Below are 17,793 nucleotides of genomic sequence, written 5' to 3'. Positions count from 1 at the left end.
CATGGACGCGATGCTCTCCGCACTGGCCGACCCGGCCCGCTGGCGACTGGTGCGACTGCTGGCCGAGCGGCCCCGCCCCGTCGGGGTCCTCGCCCAGCTCGCCGAGGCCCGCCAGCCGCAGACGACCAAGCATCTGCAGACGCTGGAGCGCGCCGGTGTCGTCACCTCCCGGCGCAGCGGCCAGCGCACCATCTACGCGCTGAGCGCGGGGCCGCTGCGTGAGCTGGCCGCCGCGCTCGGCCGCCTCGCCGACTCCGCCGAGCAGGCCACCGGCCCGCAGTCGACCTTCGAGCGCTACGGGCTCAGCGTGGAGGCCGAGCGGCTCGCCGCGGACGAGGCCGGCTGGGCCGACGGCCGCTCCTTCCGGTTCGTCCGGGAGCTGCCGGCCGGCCCCGAGCTGGTCTGGCGGCACTTGACCGAACCGGCCCTGCTGGCCCACTGGTGGACCCCCGAGGACCTGCGCGTCTCCGAACTGCTCTTCGAGGCCCGGCCCGGCGCGCCGATCGTCCACGAGTACCGCGACGCCGACGACGCCACCGGCTCCGACGCGGTCGTCGGCCGCGCCGAGGGCGTCGTCGAGGACGTGCGTCCCGGCGAGCGGCTCACCTACCGCCTCGCCCCGCTGCTGCCCGACGGCAGCCGCGCCTTCACCACGCACGTCTCCTACGACCTGCGGCCCCGCGGCGCCGGGACGGAGCTGGCGGTCGAGCTGGTCATCGCAGACAGCACCGTCGAATCCGCTGACTTCATCGCGGGCATCGAGATCGGCTTCGGCCAGAGCCTCGACAAGCTCGTCACCACCCTGTCCGACACCACCCTGAGGAGCACCGAATGAGCCGCCGCGTCGTCACCAACATCGCCCTCTCCCTCGACGGCCGCTACAGCGGCCCGGACCCGCGGGACATGGCCTGGGTCATGCCCTACGCCGTCACCGACGTCGCCCGCGACCACCTGACCAGCCTCTGGGAGCCGGCCACCACCGCCGTCATGGGCCGCGTCAACGCCGAGGGCTTCCTCGGCTTCTGGCCGACCATCATCGGCGCCCCCGGCGTCGACCCCCGCGACGAGGGCTTCGCGACGTGGCTGGTCGGCACCGACAAGGTGGTCTTCTCCTCCACGCTCACCGAGGCGCCGTGGGAGCGCACCACGGTCGTGGACCGGCCCACGGCCGACGCGATCGGCGAGCTCAAGGCGGCCGAGGGCGGCGACATCCTCGTGCTCTCCAGCGCGAGCGTCATCAAGGCCCTGCTCGCCGCCGACCTCGTCGACCGCCTGGCCCTCACCGTCTTCCCCATCTTCCTCGGCGACGGCCCCCGCCTCTTCGACGACGGCCTGCCGGGCGCCCAGTGGTCGCTGGCGAGCGAGGCCAAGGGCGAGCACGGCATGCTGTCCCTCGTCTACGACCGCATCCGCTGAGCCGGTCCGCGGCCGGCGGTCAGGGCCAGCGGACCCGCGACCCGCCGGCCGCGCAGCTCCAGCGACTCCAGCTCGAGCGTGCCGTGGTCGAGGGCGAGCTCGATCGAGTCGTCCGCGATCGTCGCCCGTCCCCAGCCGGTGCCGGTCGAGAAGAAGTAGGTCCCGTCGGCGACGGGGTCGAAGCCGAGCGTCCGCGCGACCGCGTCGTACTGGACGCCGCTGAAGGCCAGCAGCAGGCTCCACGCGGACATCGACCGCGCGTAGTGGTGCCCGGCCTCGACCTCGTCCCACGGGCTGCGGGTCTCGCCCGTGTGCCGGGCCCGCGTCGTGCGCACGAGGGTGAGCGCCTCCTCGACGAACCCGGCGTACACGAGTTCGGCCGCCACGTGGTGCTCGACGCCGGACCAGACCTCGTCGGAGTACCGCATCGGGAAGCGGGGCCGGCCGCCGCGGGGCCACGACGCGAGCAGCAGACCACCCTCGTCACCGAAGGCGAACGCGCGGTTCGCGTTGGGGTGCGCGCGCAGGTCGGCACGGAAGTTGTGCGAGTACACCGCGTGCACGGCGCTGCGCAGGTGCTCGCGCGGCAGGAGGTCGCCGAGCCCGTTGAGGTGCGCGTGCCACTGGCCGAGGAGCTGGTCGCTCAGCACCCCCGTCCCGACCTGGTTCTGCCGCTCGTCGACGTCGGCCACGTCCTGGACGTAGTACTCGCCGTTGAACAGGCGCGCGTCGAGCGCCGGCTCCGCCGTCCCGGTCAGCGCCGCGTAGCGGGCGCGTGCGTCCTCGTCGCCCAGGTGCGCCGCCATCCGGGTGGCCGCACGCAGCGCCGCCAGCAGCAGGATCCCGGTGAGCGGCTCCGGCCCGGCGAACTCGATGTCGTAGGTGTTGTGCGTGAACGCCTCGAGCAGGCCGTCGCCGTCGGAGTCCCAGGTGCGCAGCGCATAGTCGAGCGACGCGCGCGCGGCCGGCCACAGCTCGCGCAGGAACGCGTCGTCGCCGCTGAAGCGCCACTCGCGGTGCAGCCGGACGATCGTCGCGAGCTGCCCGTCGGCGGCGCCGGGCCAGTCGAACGGCCGGCCGAACCGGCTGTTGGCGCGGAAGCGCTGCCGGCCGTCGGGTTCGGTCTCGTCCAGGAACTCCACCCGGCGGGCGCCGCGTTCGAGGCCGGGGAAGAGCCACGCGAGCGTCTGCGCATAGCTCCAGACATGGGTGCACGAGCCGCCCCAGCCGCCGTCGCCGTCGCTGCCCTCCCAGCCGAAGAACGTGCCGTCCTCGACCCGGAAGCACGTCGTGCTGCGGGCGGTCGCGATGCTGGCGCTCACGGCCTGGAGCACGGCCGGATCCAGGGTGCTGCCGAAGAGCGCGGCGTGGAACGCGCTCGTCGCGCGCTCCAGGCGCTCGCGGTCGCGCAGCAGGTAGACGCCCGCGGTCCAGGCGTCCGGCCAGCGGGTCGCGTAGTGGTTGCGGGTCATGCCCAGCTCGGGCTGGGCGCCGTCCTCGAAGAACAGGACGTCGCCGTCCCACCCGTTGACGCGGTTCGGGAAGTGCCAGGCGAGCACGAACTCGAACTCCCGGGCCTCGCCGGGAGGGACGACCTGTGTCGCCGCCAGCGAGCCGGTGCGCCGTTTCGGGGTCAGCAGCTCCCGCCACAGGTCCTGGTCGACGCTCTCGAGCCAGGCCGGGTCCTCGCGCCCGAACTCCGCGGGCGGCAGCGGCCGGAGCCGGCCGGTCGCGGCGAACTCGGCCCAGAAGTCGCCGGCCCGGCCCTCCACCCACCCCGGTATCGCCGACGCGTCGGAGGCGCTGGTCAGCAGGCTCATCGTGCCGTACTCCGGGTCGGTCGCCGCCAGGTCGACGTCGAACGCGAGCCCACGCAGCCCGGGTTCCTCGCGCCACTCGACGGACTGGCGGCCACGGTAGGAGCCGGACCGCTCCAGCCCGCCGCGGTGGGTCAGCGAGCCGGCGATCGAGACGGAGACGGGCACCGTCCCCGGATTCTCGACGGTGTACCGGAACACCGCCGCCGGGATGCCGGAGTCGTCGGGCTCCAGCGGGACGAGCGGGGTGAAGGCGAACAGGGAGACCCGGACCGGAACGCTGTCGTCGTCGAAGTCCACCTGCGCGAACGGGTACTCGCCGCGCAACGTCGCGGACGCGAACCGCGGCAGCCCCTCCGCCTCGCCGGCCGTGCCCTGCGCCCAGTCGCGCGGCCCGGCGGGCCACGCCTCGAGGACCCTGGTGATCCGGTCCGACCCGTCCGGTCGCGCCGAGATCGCGAAGAACGTGCACGGGTTGACCCCGCCCTTGTTGGACCGGTTCTGGATCTCCCAGTCCCGCAGCTCGCCGCGAGCGCCGAGCGAGACGTTGCCGGTCCCGATGCCGCCGAGCGGGAACGCCGCGCGGGCGAACGTCGCCGGAATCGGGGCGGCGACGCTGAGGCGTGGCGTGCGGGTCATCGGCGCACCACCCGCCCGAGCGCTTGGAGGATGGAAGAGACCCGGTCGGCCACGTCCATCCGATTGCTGACGTAGCCGAACCCGATGCCGAGCCCGGGATCGGCGAAGCCCGCCTGACCCCCGGCGCCGGTGTGGCCGAACGAGGCCGGGGTGAGCCACGGCGTCGCGTCCGACGCCAGCTGCACGCCGGCGCCCCACCGGGGATACGGAGGGAGCGGATCGAAGAACCACGGCCCCTCGCTGCGCACCGCGGACAGGCGCGCGACGTCGTCGTCACCGAGCAGCCGGACGCCACGCGTCTCGCGCACCGTCGCGGCCCAGATCCGCGCCAGCCCCGAGGCGGTGCCGATGCCGCCCGCCGCGGACAGGCCCGCCGCGAGCACGCGATGATCGTTGAACCCACGGTCGCCGTCGACGAGCGTCCGCGGGAACGCCCCGCCGAGCGTCGCGGCACGTTCCAGCCACTCGCCGGCCTCCGCCGCGCGACGGGTGTAGGCCGGGGTCGTGGTCAGGTGCGCGACTCGCGCCAGCAGAGCGGCGTCGGGCATGAGCGAGACGTCGGCGTCCAGCGGCGCCGCGATCTCGGCGGCGAACACGTCATGCAGCTCGCGGCCGGTCGCGCGCCGGACGATCTCCTCCACGATCGCCCCGTAGGTGATCGCGTGGTAGGCGTGTGCGGTGCCCGGGCGCCACAGAGGTTCCTGCGCCGCGAGGCGGGCCGCGAACCGGGAGCTGTCGAGCACGTCGTCGAGGCCGAGGTCGGCGATCGGCGCGGAGACGCCCGCTCGGTGGGCGAGCACGTCGGCGACGGACACGCCGCCCTTGCCGTGCGCGGCGAACTCGGGCCACACGGAGGCGATGGGCGCGTCGAGGTCGAGGCGGCTCGCAGCGTGCAGCCGGGCGAGCACGAGCGCCGCGAGCCCCTTCGAGCAGGAGAAGAGGACGGTGACCGTGTCGCGGGTCCAGGGCCGTCCGTCGCGGGCGTCGGCGACGCCGGCCCAGACGTCGACGACCTCCCGGCCCTCGTGCCAGACGGAGAGCGCCGCGCCCGACGCCTCCGGCTCGGCCAGTCCCGCGACGAACGCGTCGGCCACCGGCCCGTATCCGGGCGCCGCGCCGCCGCCGAGCCGGGTCATGGCGCCGTCACCTCGTCCATCGAGGTCATCCGCCAGGCGGTGAGGTCCGCGACGCGGTCGCCGCCGTCGGCGAAGACGGCGACGTGGACGTCCGCCGCGTCGGCGAAGTGAGGGAGGAAGATCGCCTGCCGGTCGTTCGCGAACACGTCCACCAGGTAAGTGTCGACGAAGACGCGCAGGGTCACCTCCTCGTCGCCGGGATCGAACGGCGCGGCGGCCGCGCCGGCCGAGACCGTGCCCGCGTCGAGGTCGACCTCGATCCGGAGCCCGCCGCCGCCCCGCGCGTCGCAGTGCACGGCGACGCCGAAGCGCCGCGCGGCGCCCGGCCCGAACGTGACCGCGAGCTCGAGCGCAGCGCCGCCGACGTCGCTGACCAGCCGGGATCCGTCGTCGACCGCGATCCCCCGCACGCTCCGCTCGTCGGCGCGCAGCCGCTCCAGCTCACGCAGCGGCCGGATGCGCAGGATCCCGTCGCCGGGCAGGTCCAGCTCGCGCGGCAGGATCTGGATGCCCGACCACGGCGCCTCGATGAACGCCCACGCCCACATGACCCGCCTGCCGTCGGGGGTCAGCACGCTCTCCGGGGCGAAGACGTCCGTCGCGTGCCAGTTCATCCGGCCGTGGACCTCGGGGACGAACCGCTCGTCCCGCCACTCCCCCAGGTAGTAGCGGCAGCCCTTGTTGTGGCTGATGCACAGCAGCATGTGCTGGTCGCCGATCGGGAAGAAGTCGGGACACGACACGTCGGTGTCCTCGCCGGTGTCGGGGAGGTCCGGGTCCAGGAGGACCCCCAGGTACTCCCAGTCCGCCAGGTCCGCCGACCGTAACAGCGTCGCCGGCTTCCCCGTCGTGGTCCCGCCGAAGATCGCGTAGTACGTGTCGTTCTCCAGCCACGCGTGCGGGTCGGCGTGCGCGATGACGCTGCCGTCCTGGCCGGGCCGGACGTGGACGACGGCCGGCGCCGGGCGGGTCCATCGCTCGAGGTCGTCGTCCTCGGCGATCACCACGTGGTTCGCGCCGGACCCCTGACCCTGGTAGACGATCGCCGGACGGCCCTCCTTCGTGACGAAGCCGCCGCCGCTGAACGCTCCGTGCCCGAGCACGTCGGGCGTCAGGGTGGTCCGGTGCGACGTCCAGTGGACGAGGTCGGGGCTGGAGACGTGGGCGAACGCGTAGTCGCCGGCGCCGTCGAGGAAGCGCCGGAGCGGGTCGATGCCCGCCGCGCCGCCCCGGTCGTAGATGTAGTGCAGGTGGTACCGGCCCTTCCAGAAGAAGATGCCGTTCGGGTCTCCCGGCCACGCCCAGCCCGGGCCGGGGTGGGAGAGGTGGAACGCCGGCCGTCCCGGTGGGCTAGCCATCCGTCATCGCCCCGGTGCGCTGGAGCGGCGGACCGGCGATCCACTCCCGGTCGCCGGACGGGACCGAGGCGAGCAGCCGGGCCGTGTACTCGTGCTGGGGGTCGTCGAGGACGCTCGCCGTCGGGCCGGTCTCCACGATCCGGCCCTTGTGGAGCACGATCACCTCGTCCGTCAGCTGCCGGGCGACGGACATGTCGTGGGTGATGAACACCATGGACAGCCCGCCGGCCTGGGCGTCGCGCAGCACCTGGAGCACCTGCGACTGAACGGTCAGGTCGAGCGCGGCCACCGGCTCGTCGCAGACGAGGATCTCCGGTCGCAGCAGCAGGGCGCGCGCGATCGCCACCCGCTGCCGCTGGCCGCCGGACAGGGTCTCCGGCCGGCGCCGGGCGAAGGACGCGTCGAGACCGACGCTGTGCAGGGTGGCCGCGATCTCGGCCGCCACCTCGCGCCGGGAGAGCGGGGCGCCCGCTCGGTGCCGCACGGCCTCCGCGAGCGCGAACCCGATCGAGTGGGACGGGTTCAGGGACGAGTACGGGTCCTGGAAGACGCACTGCACCTGCCGGCGCGCGATGCCCGGCGTCAGCTCGACCGTGCCCGACGTCGGCTGCTCCAGTCCGAGGATGCACCGTGCGAGGGTCGTCTTGCCCGAACCCGACTCGCCGATGACGCCGAGGCTGCGGCCGCGGGCGAGCTCGAGGCCGACGCGATCGAGCGCCTGGACCCCCTCTCCGTGGCCACGCGCCGCGAAGCTCTTGCTCAGCTCCCGGACCACCAGGATCGGCGTCGTCCCGGCGCCGGCGCCGCCGGTCGCGGCGTCCGGGACCGGCGCCGCGCCGGCCCCGTCGAGCCGGGCCTCGACTCGCAGGTCCGCGAGCCGGCGATCGACCGGCAGCTGCGCCGCCCAGAGCCTGCGGGTGTACTCCTGCCGTCCGCCGGAGCGCAGGTCGTCGACGTCCCCTGACTCGACGATGCCGCCCTTCGCCATCACGACCACGCGGTCGCTCATCGACGTCGCGATGCGCAGGTCGTGCGTGATGAGGAGCATGGCCATCCCGTGGCCGCGCTGGAGCCGGTGGATGAGCCGCAGGACGTCGCGCTGGGTGGTGGCGTCGAGCGCGGTCGTGGGCTCGTCGGCGAGCAGCAGCGCCGGGCTCTGCGAGAGCGCGGCCGCGAGTCCGATGCGCTGGCGCATCCCCCCGGACAGCTCCCACGGATACCGGTCGCGAGCACGGGCCGGTTCGATGCCCACGTCGGAGATGCGCTCGGAGATGAGCAGCCGCAGTTCGGCGCCGCGGCCGGGCAGGGTCTCCGCGAGCGTTCGCCACACCGGCGTCAGCGGGTTCAGGAGGGTGAACGGATCCTGCAGGAGCATGCTGACCTGCGGCCCGCGCAGCGTTCTGAGGACGCGCTCGCGGGCGCCGACGACCTCCGTCTCACGCCACCGGATCGAGCCGGACGCGGTGAGGTTCCGGGGCAGCAGCCCGGCGATAGCCTTCGCGGTCAACGACTTCCCCGACCCGGACTCGCCGACCAGCGCCACCGTCTCGCCCGGCCGGATGGAGAAGGTGACGTCGTCGACGAGCGCCGCCCCGTCGTGGCCCGTCACCCGCAGGCCCTCGACGGACAGCAGGTCCGCGCCCGGTCGTCCGTTCCCGCTAGCCACGACGGCCCTCCAGTCGCAGATGCAGCCAGTCCCCGATGGTGGTGGCCGAGTAGGCCGTGAGCACCAGCATCACCGCGGGTGCGAGGCAGGCCCACGGATTCTGCTCGATCAGGCGCAGATTCTCCGCCAGCATCGTGCCCCAGTCGGTCGAGCCCGGTGGCGCGCCCAGCCCCAGGAACGAGAGGCTGGACAGCGCGACCAGCGCCGCGACGAAGTCCAGCAGCAGGGTCGCCACGATCGTGGGCAGCAGGTTGGGCAGCGTGTGCACGAACATCCGCCGCGGCGTCGACGCGCCGATGAGGCGGGCCGCCTCCTGGTACGGCAGGTTCTTCTGGCCGAGAGCCACCGACCTCGCGATGCGCAGCCCGCTCGGGACGATGAGGAACACCAGGACCGCGGCCGCCAGCCAGTAGCCGCCGCCGAAGAGCCCGGCGATCACGATGATCACGAGGATCGACGGCAGCGCGAGCAGCGTGTCCGAGGTGCGCATCACGACCGCGTCCACCACTCCCCCACGTTCGGCGGCGACGAGCGCCAGCGGCACCGCGATCGCCACGGCGCCCAGGGCGACGGCGGCCGGCCCGATCACGGTCACGCTCGCGCCGTGCACGACGCGCGCGAGGACGTCGCGGCCGACGAGGTCCGTACCGAGCCAGTGCCCGGGCGTCGGTGGCTGGCGGGCCTCGAGCAGCCGCTGGGTCTGCGGGTCGAGACCCAGCCCCACGAACGACACGACGCACAGCCCCGCCACCAGGCAGGCGAAGGCCAGGGCGAGGACGACGAGCGCCGAGGACTGACGTGCGGGGCGGGTCTGGAGGCCGGTGCTCATGCGAGGACCGCCTTTCGTACGCGTGGGTCGACGGCCAGGTGCGAGGCGTCGGCGAGCAGGTTCGCCAGCAGCACGAAGAACGAGACGAGGATGGTCGCGCCCTGCACGACGGGGAGATCCTTCGTCGACACGGCGTTGATCAGCAGCGACCCGAGCCCCGGGATCGAGAACAGCCGCTCGACCACCACGGTTCCGGTGAGGAAGAAGCCGAGGACCAGGCCCATCGACGTGACGAGGGGCATCGAGCTGCCGCGCAGCAGGTACCGCGTCCAGATCGTCCACGGAGCGACACCACGCGCCCGGCCGAACAGCACGTAGTCCGAGCGGACGATGGTCGCGGCGACCGCCCGGGTCTGCCGCACGATCAGCGCGATCACCGCGATCGCCAGCGTCGCGGCGGGCAGCGTCAGGTGCCAGACCACGTCGGTGAACCCGGAGCCGAAGCCGAAGATGGGGAACCAGCGCAGGACGACGCCGAACACGTAGAGCAGGAGCAGCCCGGTCGCGAACGCCGGCGCGCTGACCAGCATGGTGGTCACCGCGGAGATGACCCGGTCGGCCGTGCCGCCGGCCCTGGCGCCGGCGACCAGCCCCAACGGCACCGCCAGGAGCAGGAGCAGGACGATCGCGTAGATCGCGAGCGAGACCGTGACACCCGACCGCTCGATGAGCAACGAGGACACCTCCTCACCGTTGGCGATGGACGTACCGAAGTCGAGGTGGACGGCGGCGCCCAGCCAGTCGGCGTACTGGGCGAGGAACGGCTCGTTCAGGCCGTACCGCTCCCGGATCGACTCCAGCTGTTCGGCGGTCGCCGGGTTGGGTCCGATCAGGATCTGCTCCGGGCTGCCCGGCATCAGGAACAGCAGGCTGAACGTGAGGAAGGAGATGATCAGCAGCTGCAGGACGATCGCGATCAACCGCCGGCCCAGCCATACGGCGATCTTCATGCGCGGTCCCTCCCTTCGGCGACTCGGCGGCGGTCAGCCGGCGGCGGGCTTGATCGCGGCGGCCCAGTTGTTGCTGCCGGGAATGGTCCACTGCCCGACGTCCTCGGCGACGACGAACTCGTTGCGGTAGGCGAACCCGATGTGGTTCACCTTGATCGGGATGAGCGGCAGCTGCTCGTTCAGCTCGTTGAGCACGTCCTCGGCGGCCGCGATGATCTCGTCGTTGCTCTCGGCCACCTGGTACCGGTCGATCGCCTCGTCGATCGAGGGCGTGTTGTAGTTGGTCCAGCGCGACGGGCTGGGCCGCAGCAGCTGGAGCACCGAGCCCAGCGGGGTCGCGGCGGTCGGCGACTGTCCCGAGAGCGAGAGCGGCGGGTTCTGCCCCGGCGTCCCGGTCGCGGACCACTCGGCCAGCGAGACCCGCTTGACCTCGATGTCGATGCCGACCTCGCGGCCCGCCTCGCTGATCACCTCCATGACCGTGGTCATGTTCGGGTTCGCCTCGTGCGGGACGACGACCGTCGTCGAGAACCCGTCCGGATACGCCGACTGCGCGAGCTCCTCCGCCGCCGCGTCGAGATCGTACGGAGGCAGCGGCGAGAGGCCGGCCAGGATGGCGTCGATCTCGGCGGGGTCGTCGACGAAGCCGGTCCACAGCGGCGGCAGCGTCAGCGCGGTCATCGGGTCGCCGTACTCCCCGTCCGTCACCTGGATGATGCCCTCGCGGTCCACGATCGAGGCGAGGGCGCGGCGCACGTGGAGGTCGTCGAACGGCGGCTGCTGGGTGTCCATGGCGAGATACCACGTCCCGGTGCCCTGCGAGAACGCGACCGTGACGTCGGGGCCGGCCCACGAGTCGGCCTCGGCGGGCGGGATCGTCAGCGGCGGCATGTTCGCACCGTCGATCTCGCCGGTCTGCAGGGCGAGCCGGAGCGCCTGGGCGTCGTTGAACACCTTGATCTCGAACGTCTCGGCGCTGGGCGCCTCGCCCCAGTACCCGTCGTACCTGACCAGGGTCGCGCCGGTCTCCGGCGAGTAGCTGTCCAGCCGGTACGCCCCGGTGCCCATGACGCCACCGGCTGACGAGCCGAAGCCCTCACCCGCGGCCTCGGTGAACGCCTTCTGGACGACCACCGCCCGGCAGAGCACGTAGAGGAAGTCCCGGGAGGGCTCCTTCAACGTGATCCGCAGCGTGCGGTCGCCGGTCACCTCGGCGGACTCGAACGCGCCGAAGAGCCCGGCGTTCACCGACCCCGGCCCCGCCATCCGCTCGATCGAGTACGCGGCGTCCTCGGCCGTCAGCGGCGAGCCGTCCCAGAACGTCACGTCGCCCCGGATCGTGATGTCGATCGTGGTGGGATCGACCTGCTCGTACGACTCGGCCAGGCTGGGCTCCAGCTCGCCGCGGCCGTTGACCTTGACCAGCGGCTCGAGGATGGTGGCGATCACGGCGAGTGCCGACACGGCGGTCGATCGGGCCGGGTCCACGGACGGGACGCCGCCCAGGATGCCCCAGGTGACCAGGTCGATCTGCTCGTCCGAGCCGGCGCCGGCCGGGACGAACAGCGGGACTCCGCTGCCGCCCGCGTCCACGGGCTCCTCGGTGGCCGGCCGCGAGCTGCAACCGGCGGCGAGGACGAGGGCGGCGGCTGCTGCGCACAGCATCCTGCTGCGTCGGGTCTGCTTCATGGGTCGCTCCTCGAGCGATGGGTGATCGGGATTGAGGGATGGGATGGCCGGCGGCGACCCGTCAGGGCCCGGCCGCCGCCGGCGTCTCGGTGTTGATCATGATGTGCTTCGTCCGTGTGTACTCGTCGAGCGCGAGCGCGCTGAGGTCGCGTCCGTGCCCTGAGGAGCGGAAGCCGCCCCACGGCATCTCGGTGGCCAGCGCCAGGTGGTCGTTGATCCAGACGGTCCCGTACTCGAGGTCGTGACCCACGCGGTGCGCCCGCCCGACGCTCGACGTCCAGACCGACGCGGCCAGTCCGTACACGCTGTCGTTCGCGACGGCGACCGCCTCCTCGTCGCTGGAGAACGCACGAACGGTGACGACCGGCCCGAAGATCTCGACCCGGTCGATCTCCATGCCCGGCGCGACGTTCTCGATGACGGTCGGCTCGTAGAAGAAGCCCGCCCGCTCGACCGGCCGTCCGCCCCAGGAGACCAGCGCGCCCTCGGCCACGGCGCCGCGGACCAGCCGGTCGACGCGCCGGCGGTGCTCATCGCTGATGAGCGGGCCGACGTCGGCCTCGACGCCGTCGGCGGGGCCGCCCACCGCCAGCTCCCGCGTCGCCCGCACGAGACGCGCGACCAGCTCCCCGCGCACCGACTCGTGCACGAGCACCCGGGTGGCCGACCCGCACTCCTGGCCGGCGTTCCAGAACCCCATGGTCGCGATGGTCGCGACGGCGTGGTCGAGGTCCGCGTCGGGGAAGACGATGACCGGCGCCTTGCCACCGAGTTCGAGGTGCACCCGCTTGAGGCTGCCGGCGGCGGCCGCGGACACGGCCTGTCCGGCCGCGACGCTTCCGGTCAGCGAGACCAGGCCGATCCGCTCGTGCCGGGCCAGCGCGGCGCCGACGACGGCGCCGGTGCCGAGCACCACCGAGAGGACGCCCGGCGGCAGCTGCTGCTCGGCGAGCTGGGCGAAGGCGAGGGTGGTGAGCGGGGTCAGCTCGGACGGCTTGACGACGACGCAGTTGCCGGCCGCGAGCGCCGGCGCGATCTTCCACACGGCCGTCAGCAGGGGGTAGTTCCACGGGACGATACCGGCGACGACCCCGATCGGCTCCCTGACCAGCAGGGACGTATGGTCCGTCACATACGTGCCGGGCGCCGGGCCCACCGGCGCGCGCACCGCGCCGGCGAAGAAGCGCAGCGCGTCGGCCGCCATGGTCATCTCGCCGAGACTCATGCCGACCGGCTTGCCGGTGCCCAGCGACTCCAGCTGGGCCAGCGGGGCCGCGTTGGCGTCGACGACGTCGGCGAGGGCGAGCAGCACCGTCGCGCGATCGGCCGGCGTCGTCCGCCGCCACGACGTGAGCGCCTCCTCCGCACCGGCGATGGCGCGGTCGACGGCGGCCGCGGTCTCGTCCTCGACGGTGGCGACAGGCTTCCCCGTCGCGGGATCGACGAGCTGCCTGATGGAGCCGTCGGCGCCGCCTCGGGATCCGGGTGCGCGCACGCGGGTCAGCTGCTCCAGGAGGGCCGACCCGCTCGCGAGGTTGTCTGTGGGCACGCGCTAATCATACGGATCCCAATATTCAAATGTAAATAGTTTCTCGTTCACCTCTGCGGCCGATCTCGGTTGACCACAAATATTTGACTTGGTAAGTTTTCGGACGTGGAATCCGCCTTCGGCTCGCCCGGCGCCGGGGACCTGTCCGTCTCCCTGCATCGCGCCATCTTCGGGCCGCTCGCGCATTCGGACGCGCCCTCCGCCATCGCGCGGCGGCTGCGGTCGGCCATCGGCGTCGGCATCCTGCCCGACGGCACCCGGCTGCCCCGCGAGTCCGATCTGGCCAAGCAGCTCGAGGTGTCGTTGTTCTCGCTGCGCGAGGCGCTCAGCCTGCTGCGCTCCGAGGGCCTGATCGAGACCCGGCCGGGGAAGAACGGCGGCAGCTTCGTGCAGCTGCCGCCCGACCCCGACCCGGTGGCGAGGACGGCCCTGCGCGGGCTCTCCAGCTCCGAACTGATCGACATCGGCGACTGGCGCCAGATGCTCAGCGGGTATGCCGCGTCCCTGGCGGCACAACGCGCGTCCCGCTCCAGCATGGAACGGATGCTGGGGCTCGCGACCGATCTCGCGCAGGCCGGCACCGTGCAGGACGCCCGGCAGGCGTTCGGGCGCTTCCACCTCGAGCTGGCGGCGGCCGCGCAGTCCTCGCGCCTGACGCGGGCGGAGCTGACCATGAGCGAGGACCACAACCTCCTGCTCACCCCGCTCCTGGGTGATCCCGAGTTCCGGAAGGCGCGCGCCGAGGACCTGCGCGGGATCGTCGCCTCCGTCGAGGCGCGCGACCCCGACCTGGCCCGCGGCCGCGCCGTCGACACCGAGGCGGCCACGATCCGCGAGCTCATCCGGCTACGGTTCGAGCTGCTCTCGGACGGCGCCACCCAGCCCCGGGGAGCCGCCGGCGCCGACGCGCTGGCCCCCGCGATCCGCCAGTTCGCCCGGCTGGTGACCCAGCAGCTGGAGGAGGTCGCCGACGCGGTCGCGCCGAAGCTCGCCGGCGGCGTCGCGGCCCGGGACCTGAGCGCGGCCGTCGGCCGGCGGGTCTTCTCGGGGCTGGGCGACATCGAGTCCGTCGCGGACGGGTTCGGCGTCATCGCGGAGGTCGGCGTCGTGCCCGGGCACCAGTACTGGATCAACTGGTGGCACCGCGGCTCCGACGGGACGTTCGAGCGCGACACCAGCCACGTCCTCGACCCGGGGCACGACGACTTCTACGACTACGCCGACCGCGAGTTCATGGCACGGCCCCGGGCGGACGGCAGCGCGTGGGCCACCGGGCCCTATGTCGACTACGGAGGCGTGGACGACTACGTCGTGACGATCTCCGCACCCATCCAGCACGAGGGACGGTTCCTCGGGGTGGCCGCGGCCGACTTCCGGGTCTCGGCACTGGAGACGCACTTCGCGCCGTGGCTCGCAGCCGAGACCGCGCAGAGCTATCTGCTCAACCACGAGGACCGGGTCGTCGTGTCCAACTCGCCGACGAGGGCGGTGGGCTCCTTCGCCCACCCGGCGGCCGACGGTTCCCGGGAACCCATCGGCAGCTTCGGCTGGGTGCTCGCGTCGGAGCCCACCCTGGGGACCGGCCGGTCGTAGCGGGCCGGCGTCACTCCACCTGCAGGTCGACCCGCTGGATGTTGAACCCGGTCCTGGCCTCGTTGGCGGCGAGCCGCTCCAGGAAGACCCGGCCGAACTCGTCGTCGTCGGTGATGTGCCCGGCCCGGACGAGGAAGTCCGCGTCGCGGTTGTGCAGCGTCGAGGAGTCACGCTTGTACTGGTAGTCGGCCCACACGAGCCAGAAGGACCGGCCGTCCGGCGCGATCCACTTCGGCACGATCTGCGGCGCGAAGGCGCGGGAGCCGAGGTCGCCAGCCGGTGTCCACGCCGTGTCCTCGTGGATCTGCTCGAACGGGCCCCACGGCGTCGGGCCGGCCCAGATGCCGAAGTAGCTGGGCTTGCTGAACCAGGCCCCGTCGGCGCCGACGCCGGTGCCCTGAGCCACCATCAGGTAGACGCCCAGCGGCTCGTTGTGGACGACGTTCACGGCCCAGCCGGCCGGGAGGTTGCCGTCCTCGTCGTTGCTGCTGACCCACCCCGCCGGGAAGGTGTGGACCATCGCGCGCGCCGCGATGTCGCTCGTCCACGTGGCCCCGCCGGCCGCGGCCGGGCCGGCGAAGTACTCGTACGCGTCTCGCTCCAGCACCCGGGCGGTGGGGACCCGGAGCAGCCCCAGCTCGTTGGCGGCCGGCTCGGCGTCGCCGTTCTCGAAGTAGACGTAGACGTAGCCGTCCCGGTTGGCGCCGTAGCCCCGGCCCATCTGCAGGAACGACGGCGACGCGAACGAGCCGGGCGGGTCCTCGTCGAAGAACAGCATGTTCGCCCTGGAGCGGGCGTCCCAGTTCTCCCACACCACCGGGTGCGACCCGTCCTGGTTGTGCCAGGTCCTGCCGCCGTCCGGCGAGTAGATCAGCTTGGCGCCGATCCGCCGGAACCCGGGCCAGAAGGTCAGGTCCGGGTTCAGGTATGGGTGGTTGGTCGTCATCAGGACCTGGTAGATCCGGTCGCCGACGGCGAGGCAGCTGCCGGCCCAGTACGAGGCGTACTCGGACTCGCGGAACCTCAAGCGCATGTCGGGATACCCCGGGAGCTCGGCGAACGTGAGGGCCGGCGGGTCGCCGATCACCTCGTAGACGTTCGCGTGGAACGCCCTCGGCGGGTCGGTCAGGCCGACCCCGTCGGAGGTGGACACGAGCTGACGGCCGTCCGCGGCCCAGGTCACGTGGAAGGGGTTGGAGTAGAGGGTGAGCCGGGCGATCGTCTCGTCGCGCCGGACGGCGCCGGTGATCCGGGCCGCGCTCATCGGCCCCGCCCCGCCGACTCCTCGACCAGCGCCTCCAGGGTGTCGAAGTAGTCCTCGAGCATGCCCCGGACGCCGTCGAGCTCCGACTCGCGCTGCTCGTACGAGCCGGGCGGGCCCTCGCCGAGCTGGATGTCGATCATGCAGAAGATCAGCTTCGTGGAGGCGCCCACGTCGACGAGGTGGATCCCGTCCAGATCGATCTTCGGCCGCGCCTTGCCGTAGCTGCCGCCGCGCTCGGGGAAGACCTCGAGGGCGACGTACTTGTACGGCACGACATGGGCGATCCCATAGAGGTGGTAGTGCGGCGGCGGGACGTCCGGCGCGAGATCGCGCGGCAGGACCCGCTCGAAGAAGCCCACCTCGCCGGGCGCGCCGTCCAGCGTCCGCAGTTCGTGCGCGTTCATCCACGAGCCGATGGCGAGCACGTGCGGCCATACGGCCTTCACGGGGTGGTGGATCTCTCGTTCGACGTACAGGTAGTGCGAGTCGAACTCCTTGTCGTCCAGCCGCCGGTACTCCACGGTCGTGCCTCCTTAACTCTACGTATACAAATATTTGGTTTTCGACTATAAAGGAGGGGCCGGCCGCGGACAAGGGGCGGCGCGAGCGACGGAAGGACGCCGGATGGACCGGACCGACGACGAGCGGGCCCTGGCCGCGCAGCTGCTGGCCGTGTACCGGGACCTGCATGCCCACCCCGAGCTCGCCTTCCAGGAGGTCCGCACGGCGACGAAGGTCGCGGACCGGTTGCGCGCTCTCGGGTACGCGGTTCAGACGCACATCGGCAAGACCGGCGTCGTCGGCGTCCTCGAGAACGGGAGTGGTCCGGTCGTCCTGCTCCGGGCCGACCTCGACGGCCTGCCGGTGCTCGAACGGACCGGCCTCCCCTACGCCAGCACCGTCCGGGCGCGGGACGCGAGCGGCGCCGAGGTCCCGGTCATGCATGCCTGTGGGCACGACGTCCACCTGACCTGTCTCCTGGGCGCGGCCGAGTTGCTGGCCCGGAGCAGGCAGGACTGGTCGGGCACCGTGGTCGCGCTGTTCCAGCCGGCCGAGGAGGCGGCCGGCGGAGCGGCCGCGATGGTCGCCGACGGGCTGTTCGAGCGAGTTCCGCGGCCCGAGGTGGTGCTCGGCCAGCACGTGATGCCGATGCCGGTGGAGACGGTCGCGGTGCGGGCCGGGCCGTTCATGGCCTTCTCCGACCGTCTTCGCATCGTGGTGCACGGCCGGGGCGGGCACGCGTCCAGACCCGAGACCACGGTCGACGCGGTGCATCTGGCGGCGCACGTGGTCGTCCGTCTCCAGGGCATCGTCACCCGGGAGATCGCCGCCCACGACGCGGCGGTCGTCACGGTCGGGAGCCTCATCGCCGGCGCCAAGGCCAACATCCTCCCGGACACGGCCGAGCTCAACGTCAGTGTCCGTACGCTCGACGAGTCCGTGCGCGAGTCGGTCCTGGCGGCGGTCGAGCGGGTCGTCCGGGCCGAGTGCGCCGCCTCGGCGGCGCCGCGGCCGCCGGAGTTCTTCCACGAGCAGCGCTATCCGATGACGGTCAACGACGCCGGCGCGACCGAGCGCGTCGCCGCGGCGTTCGCCCGCGATCTCGCCGGCGTCCGCGTCATCGACCCCGGATCGGTCATGCTCAGCGAGGACGTGAGCGAGCTGTCCTCGGCCGCGGGCGCCGCGCTGGTCTACTGGTTCATCGGCGGTTTCGAGTCCGTGCCGGCACGATCCTTCGACTTCCGGCGGCCGCCGGCGGAGTTGCCGTCCAACCACTCGCCCCGGTTCGCTCCCGCCGCCGAGCGGACCATCGGGCTCGGCACGAGAACCCTGACGAGTGCGGCACGTGAATGGCTGGTACCCAGATGAGCGGCGAAGGAGACGGTG

The 17,793-nt window shown here is 72.7% G+C and carries 14 protein-coding genes; 4 read left to right on the top strand and 10 right to left on the bottom strand.

Features of this window, described 5'->3' with window-relative positions; genetic code table 11:
* The first annotated feature begins 1 nt into the window (after window position 1).
* Together C1I92_RS00255 and C1I92_RS00250 are read left to right on the top strand one after the other, a co-directional pair.
* The gene (locus C1I92_RS00255; RefSeq protein WP_111252647.1) at window positions 2-835 is read left to right on the top strand and encodes a metalloregulator ArsR/SmtB family transcription factor; all 834 of its coding nucleotides are present in this window, start codon (window positions 2-4) and stop codon (window positions 833-835) included.
* Window positions 832-1,416, top strand: coding sequence for a dihydrofolate reductase family protein (locus tag C1I92_RS00250; RefSeq protein ID WP_111252646.1), 585 nt, complete (start codon window positions 832-834; stop codon window positions 1,414-1,416). The genes C1I92_RS00255 and C1I92_RS00250 overlap by 4 nt, the downstream gene beginning before the upstream one ends.
* On the opposite strand, the gene C1I92_RS00245 is transcribed toward C1I92_RS00250, so the two are convergent.
* From C1I92_RS00245 to C1I92_RS00210, 8 genes are all read right to left on the bottom strand, one after another.
* Window positions 1,398-3,872 (bottom strand): GH116 family glycosyl-hydrolase, encoded by a 2,475-nt coding sequence (locus tag C1I92_RS00245; protein WP_111252645.1) that lies wholly within the window; start codon window positions 3,870-3,872, stop codon window positions 1,398-1,400. The two genes, C1I92_RS00250 and C1I92_RS00245, sit on opposite strands and share 19 nt — an antisense overlap.
* Window positions 3,869-5,008 carry a serine hydrolase domain-containing protein gene (locus C1I92_RS00240; protein ID WP_111252644.1) on the bottom strand — a complete coding sequence of 380 codons (1,140 nt, stop codon included), beginning with the start codon at window positions 5,006-5,008 and terminating at the stop codon, window positions 3,869-3,871. Before C1I92_RS00240 ends, C1I92_RS00245 begins: the two co-directional genes overlap by 4 nt.
* Window positions 5,005-6,366, bottom strand: a complete 1,362-nt coding sequence (locus C1I92_RS00235) for a glycoside hydrolase family 32 protein (RefSeq protein WP_111252643.1) — start codon at window positions 6,364-6,366, stop codon at window positions 5,005-5,007. Before C1I92_RS00235 ends, C1I92_RS00240 begins: the two co-directional genes overlap by 4 nt.
* Window positions 6,359-8,032 (bottom strand): ATP-binding cassette domain-containing protein, encoded by a 1,674-nt coding sequence (locus C1I92_RS00230; protein ID WP_199520807.1) that lies wholly within the window; start codon window positions 8,030-8,032, stop codon window positions 6,359-6,361. Before C1I92_RS00230 ends, C1I92_RS00235 begins: the two co-directional genes overlap by 8 nt.
* Entirely contained in the window at window positions 8,025-8,861 is an 837-nt protein-coding gene (locus C1I92_RS00225) for an ABC transporter permease (RefSeq protein ID WP_111252642.1), read from the bottom strand. The genes C1I92_RS00230 and C1I92_RS00225 overlap by 8 nt, the downstream gene beginning before the upstream one ends.
* Entirely contained in the window at window positions 8,858-9,811 is a 954-nt protein-coding gene (locus C1I92_RS00220) for an ABC transporter permease (protein ID WP_111252641.1), read from the bottom strand. The genes C1I92_RS00225 and C1I92_RS00220 overlap by 4 nt, the downstream gene beginning before the upstream one ends.
* A 33-nt stretch (window positions 9,812-9,844) precedes the next feature.
* Window positions 9,845-11,500 (bottom strand): ABC transporter substrate-binding protein, encoded by a 1,656-nt coding sequence (locus tag C1I92_RS00215; RefSeq protein WP_111252640.1) that lies wholly within the window; start codon window positions 11,498-11,500, stop codon window positions 9,845-9,847.
* Between the two features lie 61 nt (window positions 11,501-11,561).
* Window positions 11,562-13,049 carry an aldehyde dehydrogenase family protein gene (locus tag C1I92_RS00210; RefSeq protein ID WP_199520806.1) on the bottom strand — a complete coding sequence of 496 codons (1,488 nt, stop codon included), beginning with the start codon at window positions 13,047-13,049 and terminating at the stop codon, window positions 11,562-11,564.
* A gap of 105 nt (window positions 13,050-13,154) precedes the next feature.
* On the opposite strand from C1I92_RS00210, the gene C1I92_RS00205 reads away from it, so the two are divergent.
* Window positions 13,155-14,642 carry a GntR family transcriptional regulator gene (locus tag C1I92_RS00205; RefSeq protein WP_111252639.1) on the top strand — a complete coding sequence of 496 codons (1,488 nt, stop codon included), beginning with the start codon at window positions 13,155-13,157 and terminating at the stop codon, window positions 14,640-14,642.
* A 10-nt stretch (window positions 14,643-14,652) separates the two neighbouring features.
* Here C1I92_RS00205 and C1I92_RS33575 read toward each other — a convergent pair whose 3' ends face one another.
* The gene (locus C1I92_RS33575) at window positions 14,653-15,906 is read right to left on the bottom strand and encodes a glycoside hydrolase family 183 protein (RefSeq protein ID WP_158563838.1); all 1,254 of its coding nucleotides are present in this window, start codon (window positions 15,904-15,906) and stop codon (window positions 14,653-14,655) included.
* Complete coding sequence (locus C1I92_RS33570; protein ID WP_158563836.1) at window positions 15,903-16,427, bottom strand: hypothetical protein; 525 nt, start codon at window positions 16,425-16,427, stop codon at window positions 15,903-15,905. Before C1I92_RS33570 ends, C1I92_RS33575 begins: the two co-directional genes overlap by 4 nt.
* Window positions 16,428-16,530: 103 nt before the next feature.
* On the opposite strand from C1I92_RS33570, the gene C1I92_RS00195 reads away from it, so the two are divergent.
* The gene (locus C1I92_RS00195; RefSeq protein WP_111252638.1) at window positions 16,531-17,775 is read left to right on the top strand and encodes an amidohydrolase; all 1,245 of its coding nucleotides are present in this window, start codon (window positions 16,531-16,533) and stop codon (window positions 17,773-17,775) included.
* The last annotated feature ends 18 nt before the right edge of the window (window positions 17,776-17,793 follow it).

The sequence above is a fragment of the Jiangella anatolica genome (assembly GCF_003236295.1).
GTDB lineage: Bacteria > Actinomycetota > Actinomycetes > Jiangellales > Jiangellaceae > Jiangella > Jiangella anatolica.
This window is presented reverse-complemented; position numbering and strand designations above follow the sequence as displayed.

Coding starts and splice junctions, on each gene's coding strand:
- C1I92_RS00250 (WP_111252646.1), top strand. CDS start 832: ATGAGCCGCCGCGTCGTCACCAACATCGCCCTCTCCCTCGACGGCCGC.
- C1I92_RS00215 (WP_111252640.1), bottom strand. CDS start 11,500: ATGAAGCAGACCCGACGCAGCAGGATGCTGTGCGCAGCAGCCGCCGCC.
- C1I92_RS00220 (WP_111252641.1), bottom strand. CDS start 9,811: ATGAAGATCGCCGTATGGCTGGGCCGGCGGTTGATCGCGATCGTCCTG.
- C1I92_RS00195 (WP_111252638.1), top strand. CDS start 16,531: ATGGACCGGACCGACGACGAGCGGGCCCTGGCCGCGCAGCTGCTGGCC.
- C1I92_RS00245 (WP_111252645.1), bottom strand. CDS start 3,872: ATGACCCGCACGCCACGCCTCAGCGTCGCCGCCCCGATTCCGGCGACG.
- C1I92_RS00255 (WP_111252647.1), top strand. CDS start 2: ATGGACGCGATGCTCTCCGCACTGGCCGACCCGGCCCGCTGGCGACTG.
- C1I92_RS00235 (WP_111252643.1), bottom strand. CDS start 6,366: ATGGCTAGCCCACCGGGACGGCCGGCGTTCCACCTCTCCCACCCCGGC.
- C1I92_RS00240 (WP_111252644.1), bottom strand. CDS start 5,008: ATGACCCGGCTCGGCGGCGGCGCGGCGCCCGGATACGGGCCGGTGGCC.
- C1I92_RS00225 (WP_111252642.1), bottom strand. CDS start 8,861: ATGAGCACCGGCCTCCAGACCCGCCCCGCACGTCAGTCCTCGGCGCTC.
- C1I92_RS33575 (WP_158563838.1), bottom strand. CDS start 15,906: ATGAGCGCGGCCCGGATCACCGGCGCCGTCCGGCGCGACGAGACGATC.